20 protein-coding genes are annotated in these 26,657 nt (G+C 34.1%); 16 read left to right on the forward strand and 4 right to left on the reverse strand.

Translation table 11 applies throughout. The features are described 5' to 3' along the window. Window positions 1-445 precede the first annotated feature (445 nt). From ACODSB_RS08250 to ACODSB_RS08290, 9 genes are all read left to right on the forward strand, one after another. Window positions 446-700, forward strand: a complete 255-nt coding sequence (locus ACODSB_RS08250) for a GIY-YIG nuclease family protein (RefSeq protein ID WP_488936692.1) — start codon at window positions 446-448, stop codon at window positions 698-700. 254 nt (window positions 701-954) lie between these two features. Further along, complete coding sequence (locus ACODSB_RS08255; RefSeq protein WP_488936693.1) at window positions 955-1,728, forward strand: alpha/beta fold hydrolase; 774 nt, start codon at window positions 955-957, stop codon at window positions 1,726-1,728. Window positions 1,729-1,769: 41 nt separating this feature from the next. Further along, the gene (locus tag ACODSB_RS08260) at window positions 1,770-2,594 is read left to right on the forward strand and encodes an alpha/beta fold hydrolase (protein WP_488936694.1); all 825 of its coding nucleotides are present in this window, start codon (window positions 1,770-1,772) and stop codon (window positions 2,592-2,594) included. Between the two features lie 26 nt (window positions 2,595-2,620). Next, complete coding sequence (locus ACODSB_RS08265) at window positions 2,621-3,418, forward strand: alpha/beta fold hydrolase (RefSeq protein ID WP_488936695.1); 798 nt, start codon at window positions 2,621-2,623, stop codon at window positions 3,416-3,418. 118 nt (window positions 3,419-3,536) lie between these two features. Next, on the forward strand, window positions 3,537-4,403 hold the full coding sequence (locus ACODSB_RS08270; protein ID WP_488936696.1) for an alpha/beta fold hydrolase: 867 nt from the start codon (window positions 3,537-3,539) through the stop codon (window positions 4,401-4,403). Window positions 4,404-4,666: 263 nt separating this feature from the next. Next, window positions 4,667-5,122, forward strand: a complete 456-nt coding sequence (locus tag ACODSB_RS08275) for a helix-turn-helix transcriptional regulator (protein WP_123924566.1) — start codon at window positions 4,667-4,669, stop codon at window positions 5,120-5,122. Between the two features lie 149 nt (window positions 5,123-5,271). Beyond that, window positions 5,272-5,853 (forward strand): Crp/Fnr family transcriptional regulator, encoded by a 582-nt coding sequence (locus ACODSB_RS08280; RefSeq protein WP_053470240.1) that lies wholly within the window; start codon window positions 5,272-5,274, stop codon window positions 5,851-5,853. Between the two features lie 35 nt (window positions 5,854-5,888). Next, on the forward strand, window positions 5,889-7,409 hold the full coding sequence (locus tag ACODSB_RS08285; protein WP_488936697.1) for a S10 family peptidase: 1,521 nt from the start codon (window positions 5,889-5,891) through the stop codon (window positions 7,407-7,409). Between the two features lie 220 nt (window positions 7,410-7,629). Then, on the forward strand, window positions 7,630-8,616 hold the full coding sequence (locus ACODSB_RS08290) for a YheT family hydrolase (RefSeq protein ID WP_488936698.1): 987 nt from the start codon (window positions 7,630-7,632) through the stop codon (window positions 8,614-8,616). Here the strand turns inward: ACODSB_RS08290 and ACODSB_RS08295 are convergent. The 3 genes from ACODSB_RS08295 to ACODSB_RS08305 are packed head-to-tail and all read right to left on the reverse strand — an operon-like array spanning window position 8,613 to window position 18,781. Then, entirely contained in the window at window positions 8,613-9,407 is a 795-nt protein-coding gene (locus ACODSB_RS08295; protein WP_488936699.1) for a 4'-phosphopantetheinyl transferase family protein, read from the reverse strand. The two genes, ACODSB_RS08290 and ACODSB_RS08295, sit on opposite strands and share 4 nt — an antisense overlap. Then, window positions 9,394-13,401 carry a non-ribosomal peptide synthetase gene (locus ACODSB_RS08300; RefSeq protein WP_488936700.1) on the reverse strand — a complete coding sequence of 1,336 codons (4,008 nt, stop codon included), beginning with the start codon at window positions 13,399-13,401 and terminating at the stop codon, window positions 9,394-9,396. Before ACODSB_RS08300 ends, ACODSB_RS08295 begins: the two co-directional genes overlap by 14 nt. Window positions 13,402-13,453: 52 nt before the next feature. After that, a complete protein-coding gene (locus ACODSB_RS08305; protein WP_488936701.1) occupies window positions 13,454-18,781 on the reverse strand; it encodes an amino acid adenylation domain-containing protein in 5,328 nt (1,775 codons plus the stop codon). Between the two features lie 956 nt (window positions 18,782-19,737). Here ACODSB_RS08305 and ACODSB_RS08310 point away from each other — a divergent pair. From ACODSB_RS08310 to ACODSB_RS08330, 5 genes are all read left to right on the forward strand, one after another. Beyond that, on the forward strand, window positions 19,738-20,214 hold the full coding sequence (locus tag ACODSB_RS08310; RefSeq protein ID WP_180858758.1) for a T9SS type A sorting domain-containing protein: 477 nt from the start codon (window positions 19,738-19,740) through the stop codon (window positions 20,212-20,214). Between the two features lie 11 nt (window positions 20,215-20,225). Next, window positions 20,226-20,963, forward strand: a complete 738-nt coding sequence (locus tag ACODSB_RS08315) for a DUF8740 domain-containing protein (protein ID WP_488936702.1) — start codon at window positions 20,226-20,228, stop codon at window positions 20,961-20,963. Beyond that, window positions 20,960-23,149 carry a hypothetical protein gene (locus ACODSB_RS08320; RefSeq protein WP_488936703.1) on the forward strand — a complete coding sequence of 730 codons (2,190 nt, stop codon included), beginning with the start codon at window positions 20,960-20,962 and terminating at the stop codon, window positions 23,147-23,149. The genes ACODSB_RS08315 and ACODSB_RS08320 overlap by 4 nt, the downstream gene beginning before the upstream one ends. Before the next feature lie 493 nt (window positions 23,150-23,642). Beyond that, window positions 23,643-23,876 (forward strand): helix-turn-helix transcriptional regulator, encoded by a 234-nt coding sequence (locus ACODSB_RS08325; protein ID WP_053470231.1) that lies wholly within the window; start codon window positions 23,643-23,645, stop codon window positions 23,874-23,876. Window positions 23,877-23,936: 60 nt separating this feature from the next. Then, on the forward strand, window positions 23,937-24,140 hold the full coding sequence (locus ACODSB_RS08330) for a helix-turn-helix domain-containing protein (RefSeq protein WP_053470230.1): 204 nt from the start codon (window positions 23,937-23,939) through the stop codon (window positions 24,138-24,140). Between the two features lie 54 nt (window positions 24,141-24,194). On the opposite strand, the gene ACODSB_RS08335 is transcribed toward ACODSB_RS08330, so the two are convergent. Further along, complete coding sequence (locus ACODSB_RS08335; protein WP_488936704.1) at window positions 24,195-24,662, reverse strand: UpxY family transcription antiterminator; 468 nt, start codon at window positions 24,660-24,662, stop codon at window positions 24,195-24,197. A gap of 554 nt (window positions 24,663-25,216) precedes the next feature. Here ACODSB_RS08335 and ACODSB_RS08340 point away from each other — a divergent pair. Together ACODSB_RS08340 and ACODSB_RS08345 are read left to right on the forward strand one after the other, a co-directional pair. Beyond that, window positions 25,217-25,651 carry an adenylyltransferase/cytidyltransferase family protein gene (locus ACODSB_RS08340; protein WP_053470228.1) on the forward strand — a complete coding sequence of 145 codons (435 nt, stop codon included), beginning with the start codon at window positions 25,217-25,219 and terminating at the stop codon, window positions 25,649-25,651. Beyond that, a complete protein-coding gene (locus tag ACODSB_RS08345) occupies window positions 25,641-26,645 on the forward strand; it encodes a mannose-1-phosphate guanylyltransferase (protein WP_488936705.1) in 1,005 nt (334 codons plus the stop codon). The genes ACODSB_RS08340 and ACODSB_RS08345 overlap by 11 nt, the downstream gene beginning before the upstream one ends. Window positions 26,646-26,657 lie beyond the last annotated feature (12 nt).

The following is a 26,657-nucleotide window of genomic DNA, read 5'->3' on the forward strand; positions in this document are numbered from 1 at the left end:
TCGAATCCTTCTGCGTTCACGAAAAGCCACTCAAATCGAGTGGCTTTTTTGTTTTCTACTAGATTGGTTTTTAGTAACGTAGCTCAGCTGGATAGAGCATCCCGATTTCCAATCGGGACGGTCGAAGGTTCGAATCCTTCTGCGTTCACGAAAAGCCACTCAAATCGAGTGGCTTTTTTGTTTTGCATTAGATTGGTTTTTAGTAGCGTAGCTCAAGTGGAAAGAGTATTCCGATTTCAATCGGGACGGTCGAAGGTTCGAATCCTTCTGCGTTCACATCAAAAGCCACTCAAATCGAGTGGCTTTTTTGTTTTTGCATTAGATTGGTTTTTAGTAGCGTAGCTAAAGTGGAAAGAGTATCCCGATTTCAATCGGGGACGGTCGAAGGTTCAAATCCTTCTGCGTTCACATTCATTTTTTGATTTTTACATTAATTATAAATTAGATGAATTACTTCTATATTTTATATTCAACTTCATTAGATCAATATTATATTGGTAACACATCTCAAAGTTTAGAGGAAAGATTACGCAAACATTTATCAAATCATTCTGGATTTACTGGAAAAGCAAAAGATTGGACTATAACTTACTTTGAAGAATTTGAAACTAAATCATTAGCTTATAAACGTGAATTGGAAGTTAAAAAATGGAAAAGTAGAGTACGAGTTGAAAAGTTAATAAACGAATTAAAGGAATAGTTGAACTGAATTGAATTTTCCAGTTTTTAATTGTGAGGGTCTAAGGTTCGAACCCCTCCGCGGTCAAAATAAATATTAAAAAGCCTGTAAAATTATACTTTACAAGCTTTTTTTATGGCAAGAATCCTTAATAGTCTAAGCTTTGTTTAAATAGTAAAACAAAAAAAACAGCCACAATTTCATTACTTGTCACAAGACAAGTGCCACAGGTTTTATTCGCTCTTTCTTTGCATAGTATTAAACAAACAAATATTATGGAAACCGAAAAAACAAACACACAGAACGAATTAAATTCTTCATCATCAAACAGTAAAAACACAATTGTAATTGTTCATGGAGCATGGTCATCAGCTAATGACTGGCATCATGTTGCGGGTTATCTTAACTCTCCAGAAAACAATTTAATTATTGTAAATCTTCCTGGTCATGGAACTGACCAAACACCCGTATCGAATATTAGTTTGCAACTTTATGTATACGAGGTTTTAAAAGCTATTGGCAGCACAACAAATGTTACCCTTGTTGGTCACAGTTTTGGCGGAATAGTAGTAAGTGAAGTAGCAGAGCTGATTGCTCCGCAAATAAAAAAACTAATTTACATTGCTGCTTTTGTTCCTCAAAATGGAGACAGTTTACTGTCACTTGCACAAATGGATTCAGAAAGTCATGTAGGTAAAAATCTTATTGTAGATGAGCAAGCGGGAGTTGCTTCTATAACTAAAGAAGCAATTACAGACGTCTTTTTAGCCGATGCTCCAAAACCAGTAGCAGAATATGTAACTAATAATCTACGACCAGAACCTTTAGCTCCATTGTCTACTCCGGTTACATTAACTGATGCTAATTTCGGTAAAGTTTCTAAGGTATATCTTCACAGTCAAAATGATCATACTATTGGCTATTCACTTCAGCAAAAAATGGTTGCAGATGCAGGAATCTTAAGAATTTACTCACTTCCTTCAAGTCACACTCCATTTATAGTATTTCCTCAAATACTATCCTCAATTATAGCCTTAGAAGCTAAGTAAAACACATTTCACAACATAAATAACATTTAAAAATTACAATCATGAAAAAATTCAAATTGATTCAATTCGTCATGGCCGTATGTGTCATAATATTATCATCTTGTTCAAATGATGATGCACAGCCACAGCCTGAAAAACCTAAAAATTATGTACTCGTTCATGGCGCATGGCAGGCTCCCTTTGTATGGCAGGCAGTTAAAACTAATCTGGAAAAACAAGGAAACAAAGTAGTTGTTGTCGAATTACCGGGCCATGGCGCTGACCAAACTCCTCCAAGCCAAATAACGCTGGACGTTTATAAAGAAAAAGTAATAAACGCACTTTCAACAATAGACGGGAAAGTAATTTTAGTAGGTCATAGTTTGGGCGGTATGATAATTTCTTCTGTCGCAGAAGCTATGCCTGAGAAAATTGAAAAACTGGTATATGTTGCCGCTTATTTACCGGTTTCAGGTCAAACATTAGATCAGTTGGCACACATGGATCCTGATTCTCAACTTGGAATCACTGGCAATCTAATTTTTCATTATGATCAGGGTATTGTAGATGTAAAAGAGGACCAGATCGTTAATCTTTTTATTCAGGATGGTACTCCGGAAATTCAAAACCTTGTGTTGAAAAACTACAGAACAGAACCTTTAACTCCATTCATTAATCCTGTAATGCTTACCGACAATAATTTTGGATCAGTTAAAAAGGTTTACATCAAAACTTTACAGGATCATGTTGTGTCACCGTATTTACAAAACAAAATGATTTCAGCTAACAAAGTTGAATCGGTATACGAAATAAATACAGGACATAGCCCATTCCTTTCAAAACCAGATGACTTGTCATCAATCTTAACAAAAATCGCAGTAAACTAATTATCAACAAATAACAAATATATATCATGAAAAAGTCAATTTTATTAATAGCAATGCTATTGCTTACAAGTATTACAGCTTCATCACAAACGAGCAAAGCTAAAAACGAAAACACAATTGTAATAATCCATGGTGCATGGTCGTCATCAAATGATTGGCAGCATATTTCAGAAGATTTAACTGCTGGTGGAAACTCTGTTATTTCTGTTAACCTTCCGGGACATGGAAGCGATAATACAGTAATTTCAACTATTAGTTTAAAGCTTTATGTTGAGGATGTGAAAAAGGCCATTGGAAACAAACAAAATGTAGTGCTTGTTGCGCATAGCTTTGGCGGAATTGTAGCAAGTCAGGTTGCAGAAGACATTGCACCTCAAATAAAAAAGGTAGTTTACATTGCAGCTTACGTACCAAAAAATGGAGAAAGCTTATTATCTCTTGCACAAACTGATGGAGAAAGTCACGTTGGAAAAAATCTTATTGTAGATGAGAAAGCAGGAATTGCAAGTATAAAAAAAGAAGGTATTGCTGATGTTTTCCTTGCAGATGCTCCAAAACAAGTTGCTGATTATATAAGTAATAATTTAAAAGCAGAGCCATTAGCTCCTTTAGCGACTCCGGTAACTTTGACCGAGGCTAAATTTGGGAAAATTAATAAAGTATTTGTTTACACTTTAAATGACCATACAATAGGTTATACGCTTCAGCAAAAAATGACAAAAGATGCGGGCATCGAAAGATTATATGCGCTTCCGTCAAGTCACACACCTTTCATCATGTTCCCACATGTTTTGGCTCAAATCATTGCTGTAGAAACAAAATAAATCTAGCTTAAATTAAATAGACAGGTAAGAATCATTGTTAGTCAATAACAAACTTGAATTAAGCTTTCAGCGGCAAATAATTGTTCTTATCTCAATTATAAATAATATCTAAAAACAAATGGAAACAAAAGAAAATATTTTAGCATTAGGCGAATTCAATCATAAAACAGCGCCGACAAAATCTATAAACGTAAATGGAGCCGATTTTACTTACCGCTCTTTTGGAAAGAAAGAAGGCATACCAGTTATTTTTTTACAACACTTTACCGGAAACATGGACAATTGGGATCCTGAAGTTACAAATGCAATTGCGAGTAACTATCCGGTAATATTATTTAACAACAGAGGTGTTGGGAGTTCAAACGGGATTACTCCTGAAAATGTAACAGAGATGGCGAAAGATGCTGTAGATTTTATCCGCGCTTTAGGTTACAATAAGGTTAATATTTTAGGTTTTTCTCTTGGCGGCTTTATAGGGCAGGAGATAGCGGCAAATTATCCGGAATTGGTGAATAAACTTATATTGGCAGGTACAGGATCGATAGGAGGAAAAGCAATTGCGCAACTGGAGTCGCATTTAGAAAAAGCTTTTGTTGATGGACCAGACAGAGTACTGATTAACCTGTTTTTCAGCAAAACGCCAAGCAGTATCAAAGCGGGTGAGGCTTTCTTAGAAAGATTATCTGAAAGAAAAATAGACAGAGATTCCCCAACGAGTCAGGATACAATTGCAAGCCAGGCGAAAGCTATTATAAACTATGGTTTAGCAACAGATGAAAACAACACACAGCTTAAAGCTATTAAGCAGCCTGTACTTATTGTTAATGGAAATCAAGATAATATGGTCGATTCGATCAATTCTTATATAATGCTTCAGAATATTCAGAATGCAAAATTAGTACTTTGGAGTGATTCAGGTCATGGCGGGATTTTTCAGTATTCTAAAGATTTTTCTCAGGAAGTAAATTCATTCTTATTGAATTAAAATCAAATTGAAGTATATAATTTATAAATAAAAACCGGTTGCTGGGCTATTGTTTTGAGATGATGGTAAAAGAAATGGCAGCAGTAACCGGTTTAAAAAAAACAATAAACGATTGGTTTATGCAATTGCAAAAAGAACATAAATTTTGTTATTCAATAAATATAATAATCTTAGTCATTTCTATACTTCTGATCCTGATACAAAGACAAAAAAAGCTAACAGCCCAAAGGAGAAATCTGGAACTTGAAAAGCAAATTAGTGAAATGAATAATGAAAGGGAATTACTCAAAAAAGAAATTGAATTGAGAAACAGGAAGCTTTCTGCGAGAGCATTATATCTTTCGGGCAGAAATCAGCTTATCAATAATTTGATTATGTCTATAGAAAATATTCCAAAACTTTCAAAAATCTCCACTTTGGATATTCATATTAAACATTTAAAAGATTATTTAAAAAGCGATAATGAATGGGAAACATTTGTTTTTCATTTTGAAGAAGTAAATCCCGGTTTTCTGGCAAGACTTCGAAAACTGCATCCTGCATTAACCTCAAATGATATGCGCTATATTGCTTATATCTATATGAATTTAACGACTAAAGAGATTTCAAATCTGTTGAGTATAACAATATATGCAAGTAAAAAAAGAAAAGAGAGAATTATTTCGAAGATAAAACTTCCTAATGATATAACTTTATACTCTTATCTCTCAAATATTTAGAAAAAATGTCTCTCATTTGTCCCTTAATAGTGTCTTTTTTTTCAGGTGATTTGAGATTGTGTTTTATCTAATTATTAGGTAATTGATTATTTTTGACCTGCAACGGTCTTGTAAAGAAGCTGTTGAGTATAATATTAACTAAGAAACCAATGGACAAACAAGGACTAAAAAATTACATCATAAAAAATTTACCATTTCCAGACCGTACTTTAGATGAGGTGGTAGAATTTTTTGAAGAAATTACTGTTGAAAAAAATGAATTTTTTCTGAGAGAAGGAAAAATAAATGAACATTATTTCTTTTTGCAGAGCGGTTTTATGAGAGCGTTTACACATGATATTGATGGAAATGAAATCACTACAAATTTTTATCAAAAAGATAGTGTGGTATTTGAAGTGTCGTCATTTTACTTAAAAACCAAATCATCTGAGAATATACAAGCGGTTACAGATTGCAGAGGTTTTGCCATCAGTTATGATCAATTAAACGCATTACTGCATACGGTTCCTGAGTTTAGGGCTTATGGAGTAAAAATGCTGGCTAAAGAATATATGATGTTTAAAAAACGTGCGCTGGAATTAATTAATCTTAGTGGTGAAGCCCGATATGAAAATCTTATTACAACCAATAAAGAAGTATTTCAATTTGCCCAGCTCAAACAAATCGCTTCTTACCTAAATGTTACCGATACATCATTAAGTAGAATTAGACGGGAATTTTCAAAAAAATAAATCGAATTTTGTTACTCATTTAAATAAATTATTTCATGCCAAATATTGCAAGATTCTTTTTAATCACTTTTTTTTCTTTAGTGTCATTATCCCTTTTTAGTCAGGAAAATGCAAAGGAAGAAATGTTGATTAAAAAACCGCTTTTCTTCAGTACAAAACATACTATTGATATTAACGGAAAGCCTTTAAATTTTACGGTAATAGCAGATGAAATATTTCTTAAAAATGATGATAATAAAGTTATAGCCAGTGTGTTTAGTTTTTCCTATATAAAACAAAATAAAAATAAAGAAGTCAGACCTGTCATTTTTGTATTTAATGGCGGTCCGGGATCGTCTTCTATTTGGCTGCATTTGAGTAGTATTGCACCGTGGAAAGTAAAATTGACTCCAGAAATTAATTCTTCAAATGTACCACCATTTGGATTAGAAGCTAATAAAGATTGTTTGCTCGACGTAGCAGATTTAGTTTTTATCGATCCTGTGGGAACTGGTTTTAGTCATATTATTTCTCCCGGTACACCGCAAGATTTTTATGGAGTAGATCAGGATGCTGAATCAATGGCGCAATTTATAGAAAAGTGGCTGATAAAAAATAATAGATGGAATTCGCCAAAGTTTCTTATTGGAGAAAGCTATGGAAGTCAACGCGTTTCAGTTCTTCCCAGAGCACTTATGGGTGGAGTAACGTATTCTGGTATAATGAGATGCATTACATTAAACGGTATTATTATGCTGGGAACTACACTGGAATCGCCTTTAAAAAAGTTAACAACAGATGCAAAATTAGAAAGAGCAGTATCATTACTTCCGACTTTAGCAAAAACAGCCTGGTATTATAATAAAATAGACAAAACGTTATCTTACGGAGAATTTCAAAAGGAAGTTTCAGCATTTGCAGAAAAAGAGTATTTGAATGCACTTTTACTGGACAATCAGCAAAAACTTTCGGTAGAAGAAAGAAATGTTATAGTTGAAAAACTTTGCAAATACACAGGATTGTCTAAAGATTTTTTTTCATCAACTCTTGAAATAGCTCCCAAAATTTTCGCAGACAGTCTTTTGTCGAAAGAAAATTTACAAATTGGATTATACGATACAAGATACAATCTTCCGCTGGAGCATTCTGGTAATGATCCGGTTGCAGACGATCCTTCAATGGCGAGATATGTTCCCGGATATACTGCCGCATTTAGAGAATTATTAGCTTCAAAATTAAACATTGACATTCAGGATCCGTATAGAACTATTGATTGGAAAAATATTTCGTTTCAATGGCAATGGTCACGAAAAGAAACTAAAGAAGGCCCTGATTTTACCGACGATTTAAATGTTGTTTTACGAAGAACTCCAAAACTAAAAGTATTCATAGCGGGAGGAAGTTATGATTTAGCTACTCCGGTAGGTTATGCTAAAAAAACGACCGAAAAAGCAAAATTTTCTGCAGACAGAGTTATTTTTAAAGAATACGAATCCGGGCATATGTTGTATTTAGGAAATACCGGAAAATTATTTAGCGATGATTTACGATCGTTTATTTTAAGTTGCTCAAAATGAAATTGATAAAATTTAAAAAGTTTGGATTTGATAACTTAAATTCACAAAAATCAACACTCAAATCGAGTGTTTTTTATTTTTTTAATACTTGTAAACACGAGATTGTTTCCGTTATATTTCTTTTAATATTTTTTCATTTTAATAAAATAAAAAAAGAAAGTTTTTAATTACATATTGATACATTTCTTAGATTTGTATAACCACTCAAAAACTTTTAATCATGCCGGTAATTGAACAATCAGAATATAATTTTCCTTCTATTATTCATCGTAACAGGCACGTTTCGACTATTTATGCTGCGTTGTTTAAAAAGTTTGATGTTCCAGGATATACAAGAGAAAAACTGGAGTTGAAGGACGGAGATTTTATCAATATTGATTTTATTATAAATGATCCCAAAAAAGCAGTAATCCTGTGTCATGGTTTAGAAGGGGATTCCCGAAGAACTTATAATAATAGCTGCGCGGCTTATTTTCAGCAGAAAGGTTTTTCTGTTTTTGCATGGAATAATCGCACTTGCGGAGGAGAAATGAACCGTTTGCCAAGATTGTACCATCACGGAGCAGTTGATGATCTGGATGAGGTAGTTCAGTTTGTTTTACGAAAAGGATTCGAAGATGTTTATATGATTGGATATTCAATGGGAGGAGTTCAGCTTCTGAATTATTTTGGATGGACAAAAATCGATGAACGTATAAAAGCCGGAGTTTCTATTTCTGTGCCAACGCATATTGCAACAAGTGCCGAGATATTGAAACAAGGCTTTAACAGAGTGTATTTAAAGAACTTTACAATCGATATTAAGAAAAAACTAAAATACAAAGCGGCGCAATTTCCTGATTTTATAAACCGTGATCAAATTGATAAAATTACTTCTTTTGATGAGGTTGATCAGTATTTTACTGCACCGCTGCATGGTTTTGCAAGCCGTGACGATTATTATCAGCAGGTTTCTCCTGAATTTTCGCTTAAAAATATTACTACTCCGGTTTTGATTATTAATTCTCTTGATGATCCATTTTTAGGTGAAAGATGTTATCCAAGAGCCATAGCGCAAGAAAGCGAATATGTTTATCTGGAAACGCCAAAGTATGGCGGACACTGCGCTTTTCCGCTGCGAAACTCAACTTATTCTTATGCAGAAAAAAGAGCTTATAAGTTTTTCAAATCTTATAAAACTGCAGAAAATATTAAAACAGAATATTAGTAATTTCTTTTTTGGGTCATTTCCAGTAAATTTTCCATACTATCAGGAATCATATATAATAACAAATTGTCTGAAGTTGTTGGAAGCCCTTCATAGGAAACTGCGCCCAGATACTGCTCGGCAAAATCAAAACTATATACCTGCCAGTTCTGCGTGTTTTTTACGAGTTTAAATTCTAAATTATGCTGTCCGTCTGTGCAGGGAATATATTTGAAATCCTCATCAATTCCTTTTCCTAAAGCTTTTACAAAGGCTTCTTTCCGTGTCCATAACGTATAAAAAGTGGTTTTTTTATCATCAGCATTCTGAATCAATAATCTTTCGTGATCATCAAAGATATCCGGAAGCAGGTTTGTGAATTTAAAATCTTTAGATAAAAATTCAATATCCAGCCCCACTTTTTTATGTGAAACCGCTATCGCCGCATAATCTTCCGAATGCGAGATATTGAAGTGCAGCCACGGGTGTGAGGCTAGATATGGTTTTTTATTAAAGTCATAATCAAGATGAATATTTTTTATATCTGATTTAGTGTAAGCTCCTAGAATAAGTTTTAAAATCGATCTGTATATAATGAATCGGTCCCGGTCAATTTCCTTATAAAAGCGTTTTGCTTTTTTGAGTTCAGGAGAATTTAGAAACTGCGATAAATTAGATTTAAGCTCAATGAAACTGGGCAGATAAATACTATATATGATAATATCACTAGTATCTAAAGAATATTCTTTACCAGAAACCAAAGTAACGCCCTTTATATCAGAAAAAGAGATAAAGAGCTTAGATGTTTTCATTTTTTTCATCTAAGATTTCTTGAAGTAATCTCGCTAAAAATACATCATTCGGCGGGGCTACAATGTCTAAATGATTCCCAGAGATATTATGAATGGTTACGCCTCCCAGCGCAGCTTTTTTCCAGCCAAGATGTGTTGGGTCAAGTCTGTAATTAATGTCATCTTTAGAGCGAAATAAATCAACTTCAAAGTTTTGCGGTTTAAGGTGGTAACGATCCACAATTTTTTTAACCATGCTGTCAGCTTCAATAAATTCTTTTAGCGCCAGTTCTTCCTGTTCGGTCATTTCATCTTTTTTACCAAAATGCCTTTTCAGGATATATTCTTTTTTGCCATTAATACGCATTTTAAAAGCTTTCCAGCTCAATAACATTTCCTTTAAAAAGTCTAATCTTCTGTGTGTAATATCAAAGTATCTAACGAGTTGTTTGCGTCTGTAACTTCCATAATAATAAGAAGAATCCACATAAGAGTCCAGTAATGCCGTTAAGCTTACTTTTCGTCCTTGTTCCTTTAATTGACGGGTCATTTCGAAAGCTACAATTCCGCCAAAAGAAAAGCCTGCCAAAGCATAAGGCCCTTTTGGGTTTACTTTTATAATAGCATCAATATAATGCGCAGCCATAGCTTCAATGGATTCGTACCATCCGTCAAAACCTTTAGGCTTAATACCCTGAATGGCATAAATAGGCTGATCTTCATCAAAATGTTTACTCAAATTGACAAAATTTAAAACATTAAGTCCGGCACCGTGAATAATAAAAAGAGGCACTTTATGTCCGCTTGGGCTTATTGGAACTAAACAATCAGAATAAATTTCGGTACCCGTATTCAAAAGTTTGGCAAATTTCTCAACAGTCGAATATTTAAATAATGCTGATAGCGGAATTCGTTTTCCGGTATATTTCTCTATTTCGATCATGACTTTTACTCCCTTAATAGAATGTCCGCCCATTTCGAAGAAATCACTAAAAATATCGATATTTTCTAAACCAAGGCTTTCTTTCCAAATAGCCGCTACAATACTTTCTTCCTCTGTGCGTGGAGCAGTATATTCAATTATTTTGCTTGTTTTATATTGTGATAATGCTTTGCGATCAATTTTGCCGTTAAGTGTTGTTGGTATTTTCTCCAATAGATTAAAATCATGCGGCATTAATTGTGCAGGCAGGCGAGTGGCCAAAGTTTCGCGCCATAAAGGAATTTTAATTTCTGCGTCCTCTATACTGGAATCAGGAACAACATGAGCTATAAGAAAGTTTTCATTAGCCAATACAACAGCATTTTTTACACCGTCAAGCTGCAGCAATGCGTGTTCTACCTCACCGGGTTCAATACGTTGTCCTCTAATTTTAACCTGTTGATCCAGACGACCTAAACATTCGATTTCATTGGTTTGAAGTAATCTTCCTAAATCACCTGTACGGTAAATGATGTTTTCTTTATTAATAGAAAAACTATTTTTAATAAATTTTTCTGATGTAAGTTCAGGTCTGTTCCAATAGCCTTTTGCAACACCATCACCGCCAATGGCAATTTCACCAACTTTTCCCGGAGCGACAAGCTGCCCTTGTTCATCAATGATATAAAGTTGTGTATTGGCAATAGGCTTACCAATAGTGATTAAAGTATCATCAGCTTTTACCTGTTTTACAGCCGAATATATAGTGGTTTCCGTTGGTCCATAAACATTCCACAGCGTATTACATTTACTTGTAAGTTCTTTGGCAAGATCTGCAGGCATTGCCTCACCGCCGCATAAAGCCTTAAGCGATAAAGGTTCATCCCAGCCAGAATCTAAAAGCATCGACCATGTTGTGGGAGTAGCTTGCAGAAAACTGATATTTCCCTTTTTTACTAATTCAAGTAAAAGTCGTCCATCTCTCGCAGTTTCCTGATCTGCAAATATTAAGGTTGCGCCTTTAAGGAGCGGCAAATATAGTTCCAGACCCGCAATGTCAAAAGATATAGTAGTAATCGACAATAATCTGTCGTTTTCACTAATACCGGGTTCTAAAGCCATACTGCAAAGTAAATTAACTAAGTTTTTATGCGTAATAGGAACGCCTTTTGGATTTCCTGTTGATCCAGAGGTGTAAAGGATATACGCCATATTATCCGGACTCACAACAGAAGACAATGGTGATGCATCATAATGGTTTAAGGATTCCATAGCATCTTCTATAAAAAGTGTAAGCGGCCATGATGGTAAGGATGCAAATAATGTTTTACTGGTCAATAAAACTTTTGCTCCAGAATCATTCAGCATAAATTCCAAACGTCCTTTTGGATATTCAGGATCGAGTGGAAGATAAGCCGCACCGCACTGCATTATGGCTAACAAAGTATAAAGCAGTTCCGGACTGCGCGAAACAGAAACCGCAATAATATCTCCGGACTGAACGCCTTGTGCTTTTAAATAATGGGCTAATTGATTTACTTTTTGGTGTAATTCAAGATAAGTAGTTTTTGTTTCATGAAATTCTAAGGCAATATTGTTTGGCGTAAGTTCGGCTTGTTTTTTTAATAACTCGGATAAGGAAACATCCGGATAAGATACTTCAGTATTATTCAGAGCTTCATAATCAGCTAAATAATGACTTCCAAGGATGTCTGATAAAGGCTTATCTGCACCAGTTATTAATTTATGGATGATATCTTCAAAGGTTTGCATCATTTGATTGATCGTTTCCGGCTTGAACAAAGTAGTATTATACGACCATTGAAATACTGGCCCGTTTTTAGTTCTAAAAATATGAAGCTGAATCTCAAAAGTTGCATATCCTCTAGGATTAACTTTAAGTTCATGAGAAAGACCTGCAAATGAAAAATCACTTTCTATATCCCTTCCCATATCAGCTGTTAATACGGCTGGTACCAAAGGAATTCTGGAAGAATCTCTCGCAATAGTCAAACTCTTAAGCAGATGTCCAAAACTTACCTGTTGATTTTCGTAAGCATCAAATAACTCAGAATTTCTTTGCTTTAGGTATTCTAAAAAAGTAATATCAGGATTAATTTTACTGCGCAAAGGAAGCAAATTCGCACAATCTCCAACCAATTGTTTCATATTGTATAATGTATTTCCCGAAGAAGGAAACCCAACAACTAAATCATTTTGACCCGTGATTTTGTATAAAAAAACTTCAAATGCGGCAAGCAGCGTAGTCACTAAACTGCAATTAGCACTTATTCCTATATTTTTTAAAGAATCGGTCATCGTATTATCATAAGGAAAATCAATACGATTACTATTATAAGTTCGCAAAGAAGGTCTTGGATAATCCAGCGGTAATTCGATTGTAGGAGTCGATTCTTTATAAATAGTAAGCCAAAAATTTTCCTGCTGTTTGTATTCATTTGTTTCCATAAATGAATTTGCTTTTTCGGCATATTCACTAAAACGTTCCGGATTTGGCAGGTTTGGTTTTTTATTTTCAACATAAGCAGAATAAAGCATACTAAGTTCTTCTAATATAATATCGACACTTAGTCCGTCTCCAACAATATGATGAATGGTTAAGGTTACCAGATATTCAAATTCATCAATTTTAATCAAATTAATTCTGAATAACGGGCCGTTAACAAGATCAAAAAGTCCATTTACTTCTTCTTTAACCAAAGTTTCTATTGTAAGTTCTTTTTCAGCTGTATCAAGGTCTGAAAAATTATTATGTGAAATTTTAAAATCAATATCGCTGTAAATACACATATAGCGTCCGTCTGGACTAAAAGCAGATCTCAAGCCTTCATGACGCTGAATTAATGTTTTTACGGCCTGCTCAAATGTGTCTATTATTAAGTTGCCTTTCAATTTAATAGAAACAGACAAGTTGTACGCTTTATTAGCATCACTGCCTCCAAAAATACAATCTGACCATATTTCCTGCTGTGAATTTGTGGTTTGAATTACTCTTTCAATTTCAGGTAAAAACGGATTAAATTGAACTTCAGTTTCAGTTTTTATTTGAGATTTATTTTTCATTGTTATCATAATTCTATTTTTAAAAGTAATTGCACAGTTTTTAAATTGACAATCTGAATTATTAATTATGTTTATCTGACTCTAATAACATTGTTTTGTTGAACTTTCCTTTTTGAACAGGGTCTTCAATAAACCATGCCGGATTTCCGTTTTCGTCCCGTCCCAGTTTACTGCCGTGAATAGGTGGTTCGTTTGCCATTATGGTATATTTCTTTTCTTCAGCATTAGTTTCAATGAAAAGATGTCCGTTTATTTTGGAAAGGTCAAAAGCTTTTTCTTTTTTATGAACGCCATTTGATCCGTTTGTCCCGACTCGATTTTCATGATTAAATGTAAGAGCATCAAAATGTTTTACTTTTAAATTGACGAATGAAGTATTTCCGTTTGCAGATGAATGCTGTAATCCTTGCAGTTGATCTACTTTTTGGCTCAAAAGCTGAATTTGCTGTATAATTTGCTCTAATGAAGTTTGATTTTGATTTACAGATAATGGAGCTTCATTTGTTAACATAGAAGGCTGAATTTCATTAGAAACAATTTCATTTTCTTTAATCTCACTTTCAGCTTCTTCAGGAAGATTTAAATCTATATAATCTGCCAAAAGCGCTGGAGTAGGATATCCTTCGTTGAGTTGTCTAAAAGTGATAGGCAGATCAAATTCTTTTTTCAGTCTTCCGGATAATTGAGTGAGCGATAAAGAATCCAATCCTAATTCTAAGAAAGTATTGGAAGCCGAATCAGGATCATAAGTTATTCCCGATGCTTCTGTTATGATTTCTGAAATTCTAACTGATATAGATTCCTTTCTTGATTCTTTTGCTGTAGCAGAAATGCTTTCCGTTTCTTCAGAAATATTCGGAATTATTTCTGAAACTGTATTTCTTTCAACTATGGTTTCAATAACATTTAAAGGCTCAATCCAACACGGTTTTCGGTCAAAAACATAACCAGGTAATTCTATTTTTTGTCTTTGCTGTTCATTGTAAAAAGATTTCCAATCTGGATTTATTCCTTTAGCCCACAGTTCACCAACAGTATTTAATAAGGTCGAATATTCATTGTCTTGTTCTTCTTTAGGAAAATTGATGCTCGAAAAAGCAGGTATAACTTTGCCGGCCGCCTGCTGACGTGCCAGCGTAATAAGGGTTTGACCCGGACCAACTTCTAATAAAATATAATCTTCTAATTCAAATGCAGTATCCATTGCATCTGCAAAGCGTACTGTATTTTTTAAATGGCTAACCCAATAACTTGAACTTGTGGCTTCTGTATCTGTAAGCCAGGTTCCGGTTGCTGTTGAAATAATAGGAAGCCTCGGAATACTTAATTTTATTTTTTCTATTTCATCTTTAAAAGAATCCAAAATAGGTTCCATCATAAAAGAGTGAAAAGCATGACTGGTAAGAAGCAGTTTGTTTGGAATATCCTGGGCATCAAGTGCCTGATTAAATAAGGCAATATCTTCTTTAGTACCCGAAGCCACACAAAACTGACTTGAATTTATGGCTGCAACCGAAAGTGTATCAGGAATAAGTTCATATAGTTTTTCTACAGGAACGCGTACCGCTAACATTGATCCGCCGGGAAGTTCGCTTATCAATTTTCCTCGAATCGCGACAATATGCAAGGCATCTTTTAAACTCATAATTCCGGCTAAATGTGCTGCTGCAAATTCACCAATACTATGACCGCAAAGAAAAGTGGGTTTAATTCCCCAGCTCGTCCATAACTGAGCCAGTGCATATTCTGTTACAAATAAACTGGGCTGCGTTAAGCGTGTATCTTTTAAACGTGCTTCGGCCTCAGCAGAATTAGTTTCGGGATAGAGGATTTCGCGAATATCTAATTTTAAATCCTCCATTAATAATGCTGCACATTTATCTACAGCTTCACGATATACTTTTTCGTTATCATAAAGTGTTTTTCCCATTTGCAGATACTGCGCTCCTTGTCCCGGAAACAGAAATCCCATTTCACTCGGCACACTTTTTAATATAGAAGATTTAGTACTTTTTGCTTTTAAAGAAATTAATTTTTCGACAGCATCCTCTGTAGAATTTGTTACTAAAAAGCTGCGTTGGTTAAAATCGTCTCTCGTAATATTTAATGAATAAGCAATGTCTGCTAAAGGAATATTTCTTGATTTATCAATAAAATGACCCAAAGCATTTTCGTAACCTAATAAACTGTTTTGGCTTTTTGCAGACCACATCAATAATTGAAGCGGACGTCCGCCAGAAGAAGGTAAAGGTTCTGCTGTATATTCTTCGACAATAGCATGAACGTTTGTGCTGCCAATTCCAAAAGAACTCACTCCGGCTCTTCTTATGCTATCCGTTTCCCATTCAATTAATTTATTGTTGATATAAAAAGGACTGTTCGCAAAATCTATATTTGGATTGGGTTCGTTGAAATTAACCATAGGCGGAATCTGTTTGTGGCGCATGGCTAATAATACTTTCATTAAACCCGCAACTCCGGCAGCCGCTGTAGTATGTCCCATATTGCTTTTTATAGAACCTAACGCGCAATAATTGTTTTTTTCCTGTTTGCCATAGGCTATTTTAAGTCCTTCAATTTCTATTGGATCTCCTACGGGAGTTGCAGTTCCGTGCGCTTCCATATAACTGATTGATGAAGGCGCAATTTGGGCATCATTAAAAGCATTTATAATCGCTCCGGCCTGACCACGCGGACTTGGCGCCATAAAACTGCCTTTGTCTCCGCCGTCATTATTTACGCCAACGCCTTTAATTACGCCGTATATAATATCGCCATCTTTTTCTGCTTCTTCCAATCTTTTTAGCACAACAACTCCGGCACCGTCACTAAAAACAGTACCTTTTCCAGATACATCAAATGATCTTGTCGATCCGTCAGGGCTTTTGATAAATCCGTCATCATAAAGGTGTCCGCTATTTATAGGACAAGTTACGCTCGATCCTCCTGCAAGCGCTATATCGCACATGCCGGTTCTTATGGCTTTTACGGCTTCGGCTACGGCTAATAATGAAGTAGAACAGGCAGAATGTACACTAACCGATGGCCCTTTTAAATTTAAATGATAAGAAGTTCGCGGCGCAATAAAATCTTTTCCGTTTACGGTATAGATTTGTAATTCGCCTACAGAACTTTTCAGCTCTTGGTTGTTAAATATATTATGTTCGTAATACGTATTGATTTCACTTCCAGAATATACGGCGATGCTTCCTTTATAATGTTTCGGAAGATGTCCTGCTTGTTCCAGAGCTTCAAACGAAATTTCCATAAACACGCGTATTTGAGGATCCATAGCGGCGGCAAGCTGCGGATTTAGTCCGAAGAAATGAGCATCAAATGTTTTAGCTGAAGGTAAAATTCCTCTTGCGCCTATATAAAATGGATCTTTACGAAGACTTTCGGGTAAACTTGGATCTAATTCTTCTTTGGTAAATAAGGAAATGGTTTCTTTTCCCTCTTTTAGAATTTCCCATAATTCTTCTATAGTATCAGAACCTGGAAATCTTCCGGCCATTCCGATTACGGCAATATCTCCGTTAGAGTTTTGTTTGTCTGTTTGTTTAAAGGCAAATGAATCTTCTTTGGTATTGTTTTCTTCTAAAGTACTGGCAAGTTCTCTAATAGTAGGATGAATGTAGATTTTTGAAACAGAAATATCCAGTTCTAATTGCTGTCTCATTAAAGACGTTACTTTTTGTGCCAATACAGAACTTCCGCCCATATCAAAAAAATCATCATCGATACCAATACTTGCTATTTGCAATTCCTCGCTCCAAATTTTTACAATATCTTTTTCTAACTGCGTATTTGGTTTCTTGAATGGCGGTGCAGAATCTGGTCTGTTGTGTTCAGGAACGGGCAGGTTTTTTTTATCCACTTTTCCATTTGGAGTAATCGGAAATTCGTCTACCCAAATGTATTTAGACGGTAATAATATTTCGGGCAAAACTTTTGAAAGTGCCTCATGAATTAGTTTTTCATCTTGTAATTCAGTACCAGATTTTAAATAAGCCACAAGTTTATCTTCATTACCAAAATAATTGCTGACGATTACGGCAGATTGTTTTATTTCAGGAATACTATTTAGAGCGGCTTCTATTTCGCCTAATTCAATGCGATGCCCTCTTATTTTTACCTGATGATCGATACGGCCTAAACATTGAAATTCTCCATTTGGCAGTAATTTCCCCAAGTCTCCGGTGCGGTACAGAATAGCATTTGGTTCTGCAGAAAACGGATCGGGAATAAATTTTTCAGCGGTAAGTTCAGGACGATTCCAGTACCCTTTTGCTACTCCGTCTCCGCCAATTACAATTTCTCCAATTGTTCCGGGTTCGACGGCTTTTCTTTCTTCATCTAATAAATAAATTTGTGTATTGGCAATTGGAAATCCAATGGTAATTAGTTCATCATCTGCCTGAATTTGTTTTACTGCTGACCAAACTGTGGTTTCAGTTGGGCCATACATATTCCAAAGTGAATCACATTTTGATGTTAATTGTCGCGCTAAGTTTAAAGGCATAGCTTCACCGCCGCATAACGCTTTTAAAGCCAGCGGTGTTTCCCATCCGGAATCAAGCAGCGATTGCCATGTAGTAGGTGTAGCTTGTAATATTGTAATTTCTTTTTTTTGTAAAAGATCAAGTAAAAGATGCCCGTCACGAGTCGTTTCATAATCGGCAAAAACGACTGTCGCACCTTTTATTAGCGGCAGAAATAATTCAAGACCCGCAATATCAAAAGAAATTGTGGTGATCGATAATAATCTGTCTTGTATATGTATACCCGGTTCAATTGCCATACTGAACAGGAAGTTTATTAGATTTTTATGCGTAACTGTAACGCCTTTCGGTTTTCCGGTAGATCCTGAAGTATACATGATATACGCCGCTGCATCATAAGAAACAGAAGTTGAAACAGGAACAGCAGGATATTGATCCAATGTAGTTAAAACGTCTTCAATTACTATCGTTTTAGAATAAGCGGGCAATGAATTAGTAAGTGATTTTGTAGTCAGCAAAAAACTGGCTCCAGAATCTTCAAGCATAAATTCTAAACGTACCGCCGGAAATTTTGGATCTAATGGTAAATAGGCCGCGCCGCATTGTAAAATAGCCAAAAGTGAAGCCACTAAATTAGGAGTTCGCTCCATTGATACAGCAACAATCTGTCCGGAAGATAAACCCTGCGCCAAAAAGTAATTCGCCAGCTGGTTTGTCATTTTTACTAACGCTGCGTAGGTAACCTGTTCTTCTCCAGATTCAAGTGCTATTGAATTGGAAGATAAAACAGCCTGTTCTGCAAAAATCTCCGGTAACGTATTTTTAGGATACGACATTTTGGTCCAACTTCTGTCGTTGGCTAAATCATTGTTGTTAGCTCTTTTCATTTTAATTGTATTAAAATTAGAGTGGAACAAATAATAAGATTCAATTAATGGGAAACTAAAGAAAAACGCGACTTACATCCGGGTTTACATGTCATTACTAAAAATGACTGCATTTTTTATTTACAATGGTCTTCTTCGTTAATAAAGTAATGAAAGGTTATAAGTAGTTTTTAATCATTGATTTGGCATTTATTGAAATTATATTTATGTCCTAGTAATCAATATGTTAATCAAAAAAAGTAATTTTTTTTTACTAATACTTGCATTTTCTGTATAAAGCCATTATTCTCGATGAATTGCATATTTTAAATTATTTGGGACATTTTTTTTAAACTGACCTACGTTTTTAAATCAGTTTTAGGTCTGCAGTTTTCTCATCAAATAACAGGAGCTTTTTTCGAGATAAAATTACAGTCTAAATTATCTGCGGACATATTTTTAAAAGTCAATAATTCCTTATTCAGACCAATTTTTCCTTTGTAAGGAAAAACTTTATTTTGATAACAATTTGTAGGAGAAAAATATTTAGCTTTGTTGCTTGTAAATATCTTGTATTCAATAAGATAACTGTTAATTTAATACAGATTTTTTTATAAAGACACCTCATAATTAAAGATTAAATAAAAAGGATTTAGCGATATAATTTAGTCAAATAAATTGTCGTTGTAATTAAGTATCAACCAGTTTATACTAGCGTTAAATATTTAATTTTTGGAACTATTATTTAAGTTATATTGGCAGCTATTTTTTTTTAAATAATCGCATTAATTTATAGAAAAACATTTTTTTTGATGTAGGTAAATAGTCATTAAAATACTACATTTTGTGTAGTTTATCGGAAATAAAATTCGTTATATCGATTTTATTTTGCTAATAAATATTTTTGCAGCATAAATTATAAGGCCTATAGCACTGTGAAGTATTTAAATATAAAAAACCTAAACCTACTCATAATTATGATGGCGTTTATTCCTTTTAAAGGGATTAGTCAAAATACGCCGGTAAATGATACCATGGAAACTATAATTCCATCCGGAAGTAACGCAACCGGAAGTTCAGGATCTGTAACATATTCAATTGGACAAGTATTCTATACCTACATTGGAACAGGTTATAACGTAGCTCAGGGAATACAACAGCAAGAATCAGATGAAACTTTGGATAATCCGGAAGTTGAGGTGCCTGAAGTATCCATATTAGTTTTCCCAAATCCGGCAGCAGATTTTGTTAATGTAAGCCTGAAAGCACCAGAGTTAGAAAGTAAAGACCGATTGTACAGACTTTATGACATTCAGGGCCGACTATTAAAACAAAACAAAATTAATCAAACCGAAACTCAGGTTAGTTTAAATAACCTAACTCCTTCTCTTTATATACTTGTGGTATATGTAGACGGCAAAATTTTGGAATCATTTAAAATATTAAAAAAATAAAGAATAAGACAATGAAATCTGCGCTTACCATACTAGTATTATTTGTGACTGTTACGCTTAAGTTATATGCACAATCACCAGAAAAAATGAGTTATCAGGCTATTATTCGATCACAGAATAATGACTTGGTTGGCAACTCGCGAATAAGCCTAAGAGTTATTGTACATCAAGGCAGTGCAGCGGGAACTATTGTGTATCAGGAAACACATTCTGCGACTACCAATAACAATGGTTTGGTTTCTCTTGAAATAGGAACAGGAAATATTACTACGGGTACTTTTAGTGCAATTGCATGGGAAAAAGGCCCATACTTTATAGAGACACAAGTTGATGTAAGCGGAGGAGCTAATTATAACATTATGGGAACTACACAGCTTTTGAGTGTTCCTTATGCATTACATGCAAAAACAGCCGAAAGACTGGTAGGTACAGCTACTACAACACCAAGAGCGGCAATTATTCCGTTTACCTCTTCCAGAAACATTACTACTACAGATGTAAATAATACAATAGAATGTACCGCAACATCTACATTAACATTAACATCTAATTTTACGAGTATGCTGACAGGCGATACTATTAATTTAGAAGCTCATAATGGTGCGGTATTAACGATACAAGCATCTTCTGGCGTAACTATTAACTATACTGCAAATGGAAGTGCGAAGTTTACCAGCGCATCTGGAAACGTAAGATTTGGATTTCTTAGAAAAACAGGCACAAATTCCTATATTATATCGGGACAATGAAAAAGTTAGTATTTTTTTTACTCTTATCAACAGCAGTTTTTTCGCAAAACTATCAATATGCTCTTGAAGAAGCTCCGGTTACCGTACCGGAACCACCAACAGGCGTAAACAATCAAATAGAAGAAATTAAATATTTTGAAGCTCATTTACTGCCGCTTGCGCAAAAAGGAACGCTGCAGGCTGCTTTAGATCAATACGGTGCTGTACGTTTAGAAAAAGGAGATTACTCTGGAGTTGATCTTGTGATGAAAAGCAATCAAAGATTATACGGACATCCTACATTATCTAAAGTATCGAGTATTAAAATCGCTGCCGGAAGTACCAATGTACATATTGAACAACTTTCATTTGTAGATCGCACGGTTACTTTTGAACCGGGCGCGCCTATAACAAATTGCGTTCTTAAAACTTTAAGATATGTTTACATTAATGGAAGCGGAGCTCAATTAGATAATAATGAGCTGATCAATATTGGCGGACAAATTAAGTTTGACTGTAGTGCATCTGGTTATTTCAGAAACAATAAGATTATAAAACATCAGGCGCAGTCTATTTCCAATCAATTAATCATGAAAGGAAATACCACAACGCCAAGTTATGGTAATGTAAATCTGCATTCTAATTATTTAACTCCTGCTGGCGACGCAACAGATATCGCCGGATTACAATCGGCTACTTTTGTTGGGGTTGACAGTGAAGGATGGAACTTAAACGGACAAGGCACAAAAGCAATGTTTACGGCTAAAAATATGGGTAATTTAAAGATTACCGATTTTGGAGGAGGTAATGCTTATTCTGCTGTTCAAACAGGATCTTATGATATTGATGCTCAAAATGTTTTCTTCTTAAATAAATATCTGCGAACCACAAATGATGTGATTTCGGCCAGAACGAATATGTTTTTAATCGATGGAGAAGGAGCATACAAAAGAGGAAACGGAACTGTAACAGGTTTTGATTTACTGGGGAATTTAGACAAAAGCAATGCTGTAAAATATAACGGAACAGAGCAAACCAGCACGATTACAAATACAGCAGTTGTATCAGCCATTAGCAATACTATTTTAGGTACAAAATATACAGCTTGGGCAAGAACAGCCTGGGAAACACTGCCAGATCCATTGGGACCAAACTGGAAAACAGAAAGAACCGGAAAAGCAGATCAAAGAGCCTATATTCAAAATCTTATTGATACAAAAGGAATTGCCGAATTACCGGAAGGAATATTCTATATAGGTGGTACTTTAAATGTTCATCTTGATGGAAATCACGGTATAATAGGAAAAGGAACAGGAAAAACAGTAATTGTAGGTTTAAAAGATGATTTCCCTTTAATTACATTAGACACAGGAACTGATACTAATTTTGTTTTGGCCTATTTAACACTCCAAGGCGGAAGCGAGGGAATATATGCGGGTAAAAGAAATGGAGTTGGAATTGGCCAGATTGCTTATGCAAATTTAAGGTTTATCACTTTTAGAGATCAGACTAACGGAATTCACCTGTATCAAATTATGGGGCTTGATAATAACTTTTTTGAATATTTAGGTTTTGTTAATTGTACCAGAGGTTTCTTCCAGGAACCATTATTACCATACGCAGGTGATTATAATACATCGAGTTATGTTGATAAAACAATGTATTACAAAAGTCAGTTTATAAATTGTACAACGGCAATGTCAATGAAGGCAACCCGACCAGATAACTTAAATGCCTGGGTAGACTGTAAGTTCGACAGAGGTCAGACTGCTTTAGATATGGGAGCACAAAATTATCCTGTAATTGCCAATTGTGATTTTAGTAATTATACCGGAGCGAGCGTAATCAACAGTAATTCAATTTCGATATACAGTTCTAATTTTTTCAATAACACTTCATCTGCGGCAACTTTAAATGCTATGATTACTTATATTGAAGGATGTAAATTTTCCGACAGTTCTAATATGTTTGCGCCTGTAGTGTACAATTCGACTTTTCATTACATTCTAAATTCAACAGTTGCAGGAAATGTAGTAGTAGCAAAACCGTCAAACTTATATTATGATTCGTCTGCGATTTATGTAAACTCTACATTATCAGCAAATCCTACATTAAGTAAATTATTAGTAAATGTAAAAGTAGGCGTGCCAACGGTGATAATTAATACAACACCAAATCCGTATCCGCAGTTATTGGTGACGCAATAAAAAAACAGAAATAAAATACAGTTAGAGGTTCAGATTATTTAATCTGAACCTTTTTTTATTCTTCAATTTCTGATTAACAGGAATATTTTTTAATTACTTCAAAAAACATCAAAATCTTATTATAAATCTTACATAATCAATGTTTTAAAGCGGCTGATAATACTGGTTTAAGTAATTTTTAAAGAAGTTTTTCAGCCATTTTTACCTCAATATGATAGTTGTAAAAGGCTGCAAATTGTATTTTATCGGATTTTAAAATCCTTTGAACAGATTTATTATTATAAACTGAAAACAATATATATTTTTAACCACGATTTAAAAAGAATACTAAATAAAAACGGTCATTTAGCTTTATTCTTTATTAATAATTAAACAGTTATTGTAAAATAGTAGTTTTTTTACAAAGTATAATGAAAAACAAATTATCACTCTATTATATTTTTTGAGGTACAATAGTAATCTCAAAATAAGGATTATTTATATTTTTTGTTTTATGAAATACAGTGTATACGAAAATATTAGAAAAATAAGAGAATTAAAAAATCTAACCAGAGAATATGTGGCGGCCGAACTAAAAATGAGCACCAGCGGTTATGGCAAAATTGAAAGAGGCGATGTTGATTTGACAGTGTCTAAATTAATTGAAATTTCAAAAGTTTTAGAGGTCTCAATTGAGTTCATATTCAAATTCGATGTTTCGATTTTTTTTAATGAAACAACCAGATAGATATCTGGAAAATAGAAAGCAAGCTTAAATAGATAAAATAAATAATTAAAAAAGAAGGTTATGGAAAATTACTACTTAAGAATAAAAGAGTATCGGTTGCAGAATAATCATACTCCTGAATATGTTGCCATTCAGATGGAAATAAGTGTAAAAAAATATGAAAAAATTGAAAATGGAATGATTGACCTAAAATTATCAAAACTGGATAAACTGGTTAAAATTTTAGGAATCAAAAAAAGTGAAATTTTCAGATTGAGTAATTAGTATTTTTTTTGAAAAAAGAAGAGTTCTATAAGAACTCTGTTTTTATTTATGTTATTACTTATGTTTTACTTTTAAAACATATCCCAAAGATTCTAAAATTAAAACATAATGCGTTTTTGTAATGTCTTTTATAACGGCATTCTGATCACAAAAAGGCCCGGAATTCAAATGTATTTTATCTCCTATTTGGTATTGCATCACTGAAATTTCTTTAGCAGTATCTCCACAATTAAGCCATTCTTTTATCGTCTCGATTTCCTGGTCTTTTACAATTGCATGTCTTCCTAACCAAAATAAATACCTCACAACACCGGGAGAATAAAACACCATATTTCTATCTTTTTCAGGTATTTGCACAAAGATGTAGTTATTAAATAACGGTACTTCTACCTTTATTTTTCTATCAGATCTTTGCTGTGTTTTTTTAATCACGGGGCAGTAACAATTAATGTTATACTTCGTTAATTGTTCTGCTGCTCTTTTTTCCCATTTCGGTTTTGTATAGACTACATACCACTTCATAATTCTTAGATTTATTTATAGTAATTGTAAATCAGTTTAAAATAAGGTAAGTTGTATTGGTATTTATTTTTTCTGAAATGTCTTCCTTAATAACTGTTAATAATAGTTAAAAGATAAAGCTGTTTTAAAGTACCATTTCAGTATTAATATAGGATGTAAATTTAATCTGGAGAGACTAAAATTATTTACGATTTTCATGCTAATTTTTCCTTATTTAGGACATTTAGTTACAAAAAAGTAATTTCTTATCAGCTTCATTATCATAATTTTATCTTAAATTATTGTTTTATTCAGATTGATATTTTGGATTTTAATTTCCTGTTTTGCATAACAGGATTTAATCTTTTTAAAACAGTCAAAAAACACAATATTTTTAGTTTTTATACCCTTATTTTTTTTCTTTTTTGAGTAGTATACATGTAACTATTCACGGGGAACCCATTTTTTAAAATTTAAAAAATAGCGCCAAAACCCCAGTAAACAGGTTCACAATACTTTTTCACAAATCATTACTCCATTCATAAACTGATTATTTAATTTAAAACATTAAAAAGATGAAAATTGGAATAACCTTTAGTGCTTTTGACTTGCTGCATGCGGGACACGTAAAAATGCTTGAAGAAGCGAAACAAAATTGTGATTATTTAATTGTTGGCCTGCAGACTGATCCAACATTAGACCGCCCAACAAAAAACAAACCTACGCAAACTGTTGTCGAAAGATACATACAGTTAAAAGCGTGTAAATTTGTTGATGAAATTGTACCTTATGCAACAGAGCAGGACTTAGAAGATATTTTGAAATCTTTTACTATTGATATGCGCATTTTAGGAGATGAATATAAAGAGAAAGACTTTACCGGAAGAGCTTATTGCGAAGAAAAAGGAATCGAGTTGTATTTTAATACCCGCGACCATCGTTTTTCGAGTACTAACCTTCGTCATGAAGTGTATCAAAAAGAAATTTTAATACATTCTAATGGCAATTAGTACCACTATTACTCATGTAGTTTTAACTGGCGGAGTTGGCAGCAGATTATGGCCTCTTTCCAGAAAAACACTTCCAAAACAATATCTTGAACTTTTTGACGGACAATCACTTTTTGAAAAAACAGTGGCTCGTAACGAAAATGTTTCAACCAAAATGATAGTTGTTGGAAATATTGAAAACTACAAAATGACGAATGCAATTATGTCAAAACTCAATAAGCATTTTACTCATATTGTAGAAGCCGTCCCTCGTAATACAGCCGCAGCAATTGCCTTTGCCGCATTTGCATCAAAACCAGACGATATTTTATTGATAACCCCCTCAGACCATATTATAGAAGGCAGCGAATTATACAATAATGCTTTATGGCACGCCATTGTATTAGCCAATCAGGATTATTTAGTAACCTTTGGCATAGAGCCCACAAAACCGGAAACAGGTTACGGTTATATCGAATTTGAGGATGAAAATGTAATCGCATTTCACGAAAAACCTGATTTTGAAACGGCGATGATGTATCTTAAAAAGAAAAATTATTTCTGGAACAGCGGACTTTTTTGTTTCAAAGCCGGAAAGTTTTTGGCAGAACTTGAAAAGCAGGAACCCGAAGTTTTCAAAGCTTCAAAAATAGCCTGGGAAAACAATACAAATGGGTTTTTGAACTATGAATTGTCAATCAATATTCCTTCTATAAGCATTGATTATGCAGTTATGGAACGAAGTAAAGACATTAAAGTTGTTCCCGCTCATTTTGACTGGTCAGATTTAGGTTCTTTCGAATCGGTTTATGATTATTTGGTTCAAAAAGGACATCCCATCGATGCCAACAGAAATATTGTTATAGGAACTTCATTGCACACCACTTTTATCGGCGTTAAAAATTGCATTTTGATTTACACCGCCGATGCTTTGATGGTTTTGCAAAAAGAAAATTCTCAGGAAGTAAAACAAGTTTATCAGCAGTTAGAATCGATTGCTTCTCCGCTGCTGTAAAATAAAATTTAC

The organism is Flavobacterium sp. FG68 (assembly GCF_057808895.1).

Excerpts from the sequence above, each read along its gene's own strand:
- ACODSB_RS08295 (WP_488936699.1), bottom strand. The coding sequence starts at position 9,407 with ATGAAAACATCTAAGCTCTTTATCTCTTTTTCTGATATAAAGGGCGTT.
- ACODSB_RS08270 (WP_488936696.1), top strand. The coding sequence starts at position 3,537 with ATGGAAACAAAAGAAAATATTTTAGCATTAGGCGAATTCAATCATAAA.
- ACODSB_RS08315 (WP_488936702.1), top strand. The coding sequence starts at position 20,226 with ATGAAATCTGCGCTTACCATACTAGTATTATTTGTGACTGTTACGCTT.
- ACODSB_RS08275 (WP_123924566.1), top strand. The coding sequence starts at position 4,667 with ATGAATAATGAAAGGGAATTACTCAAAAAAGAAATTGAATTGAGAAAC.
- ACODSB_RS08335 (WP_488936704.1), bottom strand. The coding sequence starts at position 24,662 with ATGAAGTGGTATGTAGTCTATACAAAACCGAAATGGGAAAAAAGAGCA.
- ACODSB_RS08250 (WP_488936692.1), top strand. The coding sequence starts at position 446 with ATGAATTACTTCTATATTTTATATTCAACTTCATTAGATCAATATTAT.
- ACODSB_RS08325 (WP_053470231.1), top strand. The coding sequence starts at position 23,643 with ATGAAATACAGTGTATACGAAAATATTAGAAAAATAAGAGAATTAAAA.
- ACODSB_RS08290 (WP_488936698.1), top strand. The coding sequence starts at position 7,630 with ATGCCGGTAATTGAACAATCAGAATATAATTTTCCTTCTATTATTCAT.
- ACODSB_RS08310 (WP_180858758.1), top strand. The coding sequence starts at position 19,738 with ATGATGGCGTTTATTCCTTTTAAAGGGATTAGTCAAAATACGCCGGTA.
- ACODSB_RS08345 (WP_488936705.1), top strand. The coding sequence starts at position 25,641 with ATGGCAATTAGTACCACTATTACTCATGTAGTTTTAACTGGCGGAGTT.
- ACODSB_RS08340 (WP_053470228.1), top strand. The coding sequence starts at position 25,217 with ATGAAAATTGGAATAACCTTTAGTGCTTTTGACTTGCTGCATGCGGGA.
- ACODSB_RS08330 (WP_053470230.1), top strand. The coding sequence starts at position 23,937 with ATGGAAAATTACTACTTAAGAATAAAAGAGTATCGGTTGCAGAATAAT.
- ACODSB_RS08280 (WP_053470240.1), top strand. The coding sequence starts at position 5,272 with ATGGACAAACAAGGACTAAAAAATTACATCATAAAAAATTTACCATTT.
- ACODSB_RS08265 (WP_488936695.1), top strand. The coding sequence starts at position 2,621 with ATGAAAAAGTCAATTTTATTAATAGCAATGCTATTGCTTACAAGTATT.
- ACODSB_RS08300 (WP_488936700.1), bottom strand. The coding sequence starts at position 13,401 with ATGATAACAATGAAAAATAAATCTCAAATAAAAACTGAAACTGAAGTT.
- ACODSB_RS08285 (WP_488936697.1), top strand. The coding sequence starts at position 5,889 with ATGCCAAATATTGCAAGATTCTTTTTAATCACTTTTTTTTCTTTAGTG.
- ACODSB_RS08320 (WP_488936703.1), top strand. The coding sequence starts at position 20,960 with ATGAAAAAGTTAGTATTTTTTTTACTCTTATCAACAGCAGTTTTTTCG.
- ACODSB_RS08305 (WP_488936701.1), bottom strand. The coding sequence starts at position 18,781 with ATGAAAAGAGCTAACAACAATGATTTAGCCAACGACAGAAGTTGGACC.
- ACODSB_RS08260 (WP_488936694.1), top strand. The coding sequence starts at position 1,770 with ATGAAAAAATTCAAATTGATTCAATTCGTCATGGCCGTATGTGTCATA.
- ACODSB_RS08255 (WP_488936693.1), top strand. The coding sequence starts at position 955 with ATGGAAACCGAAAAAACAAACACACAGAACGAATTAAATTCTTCATCA.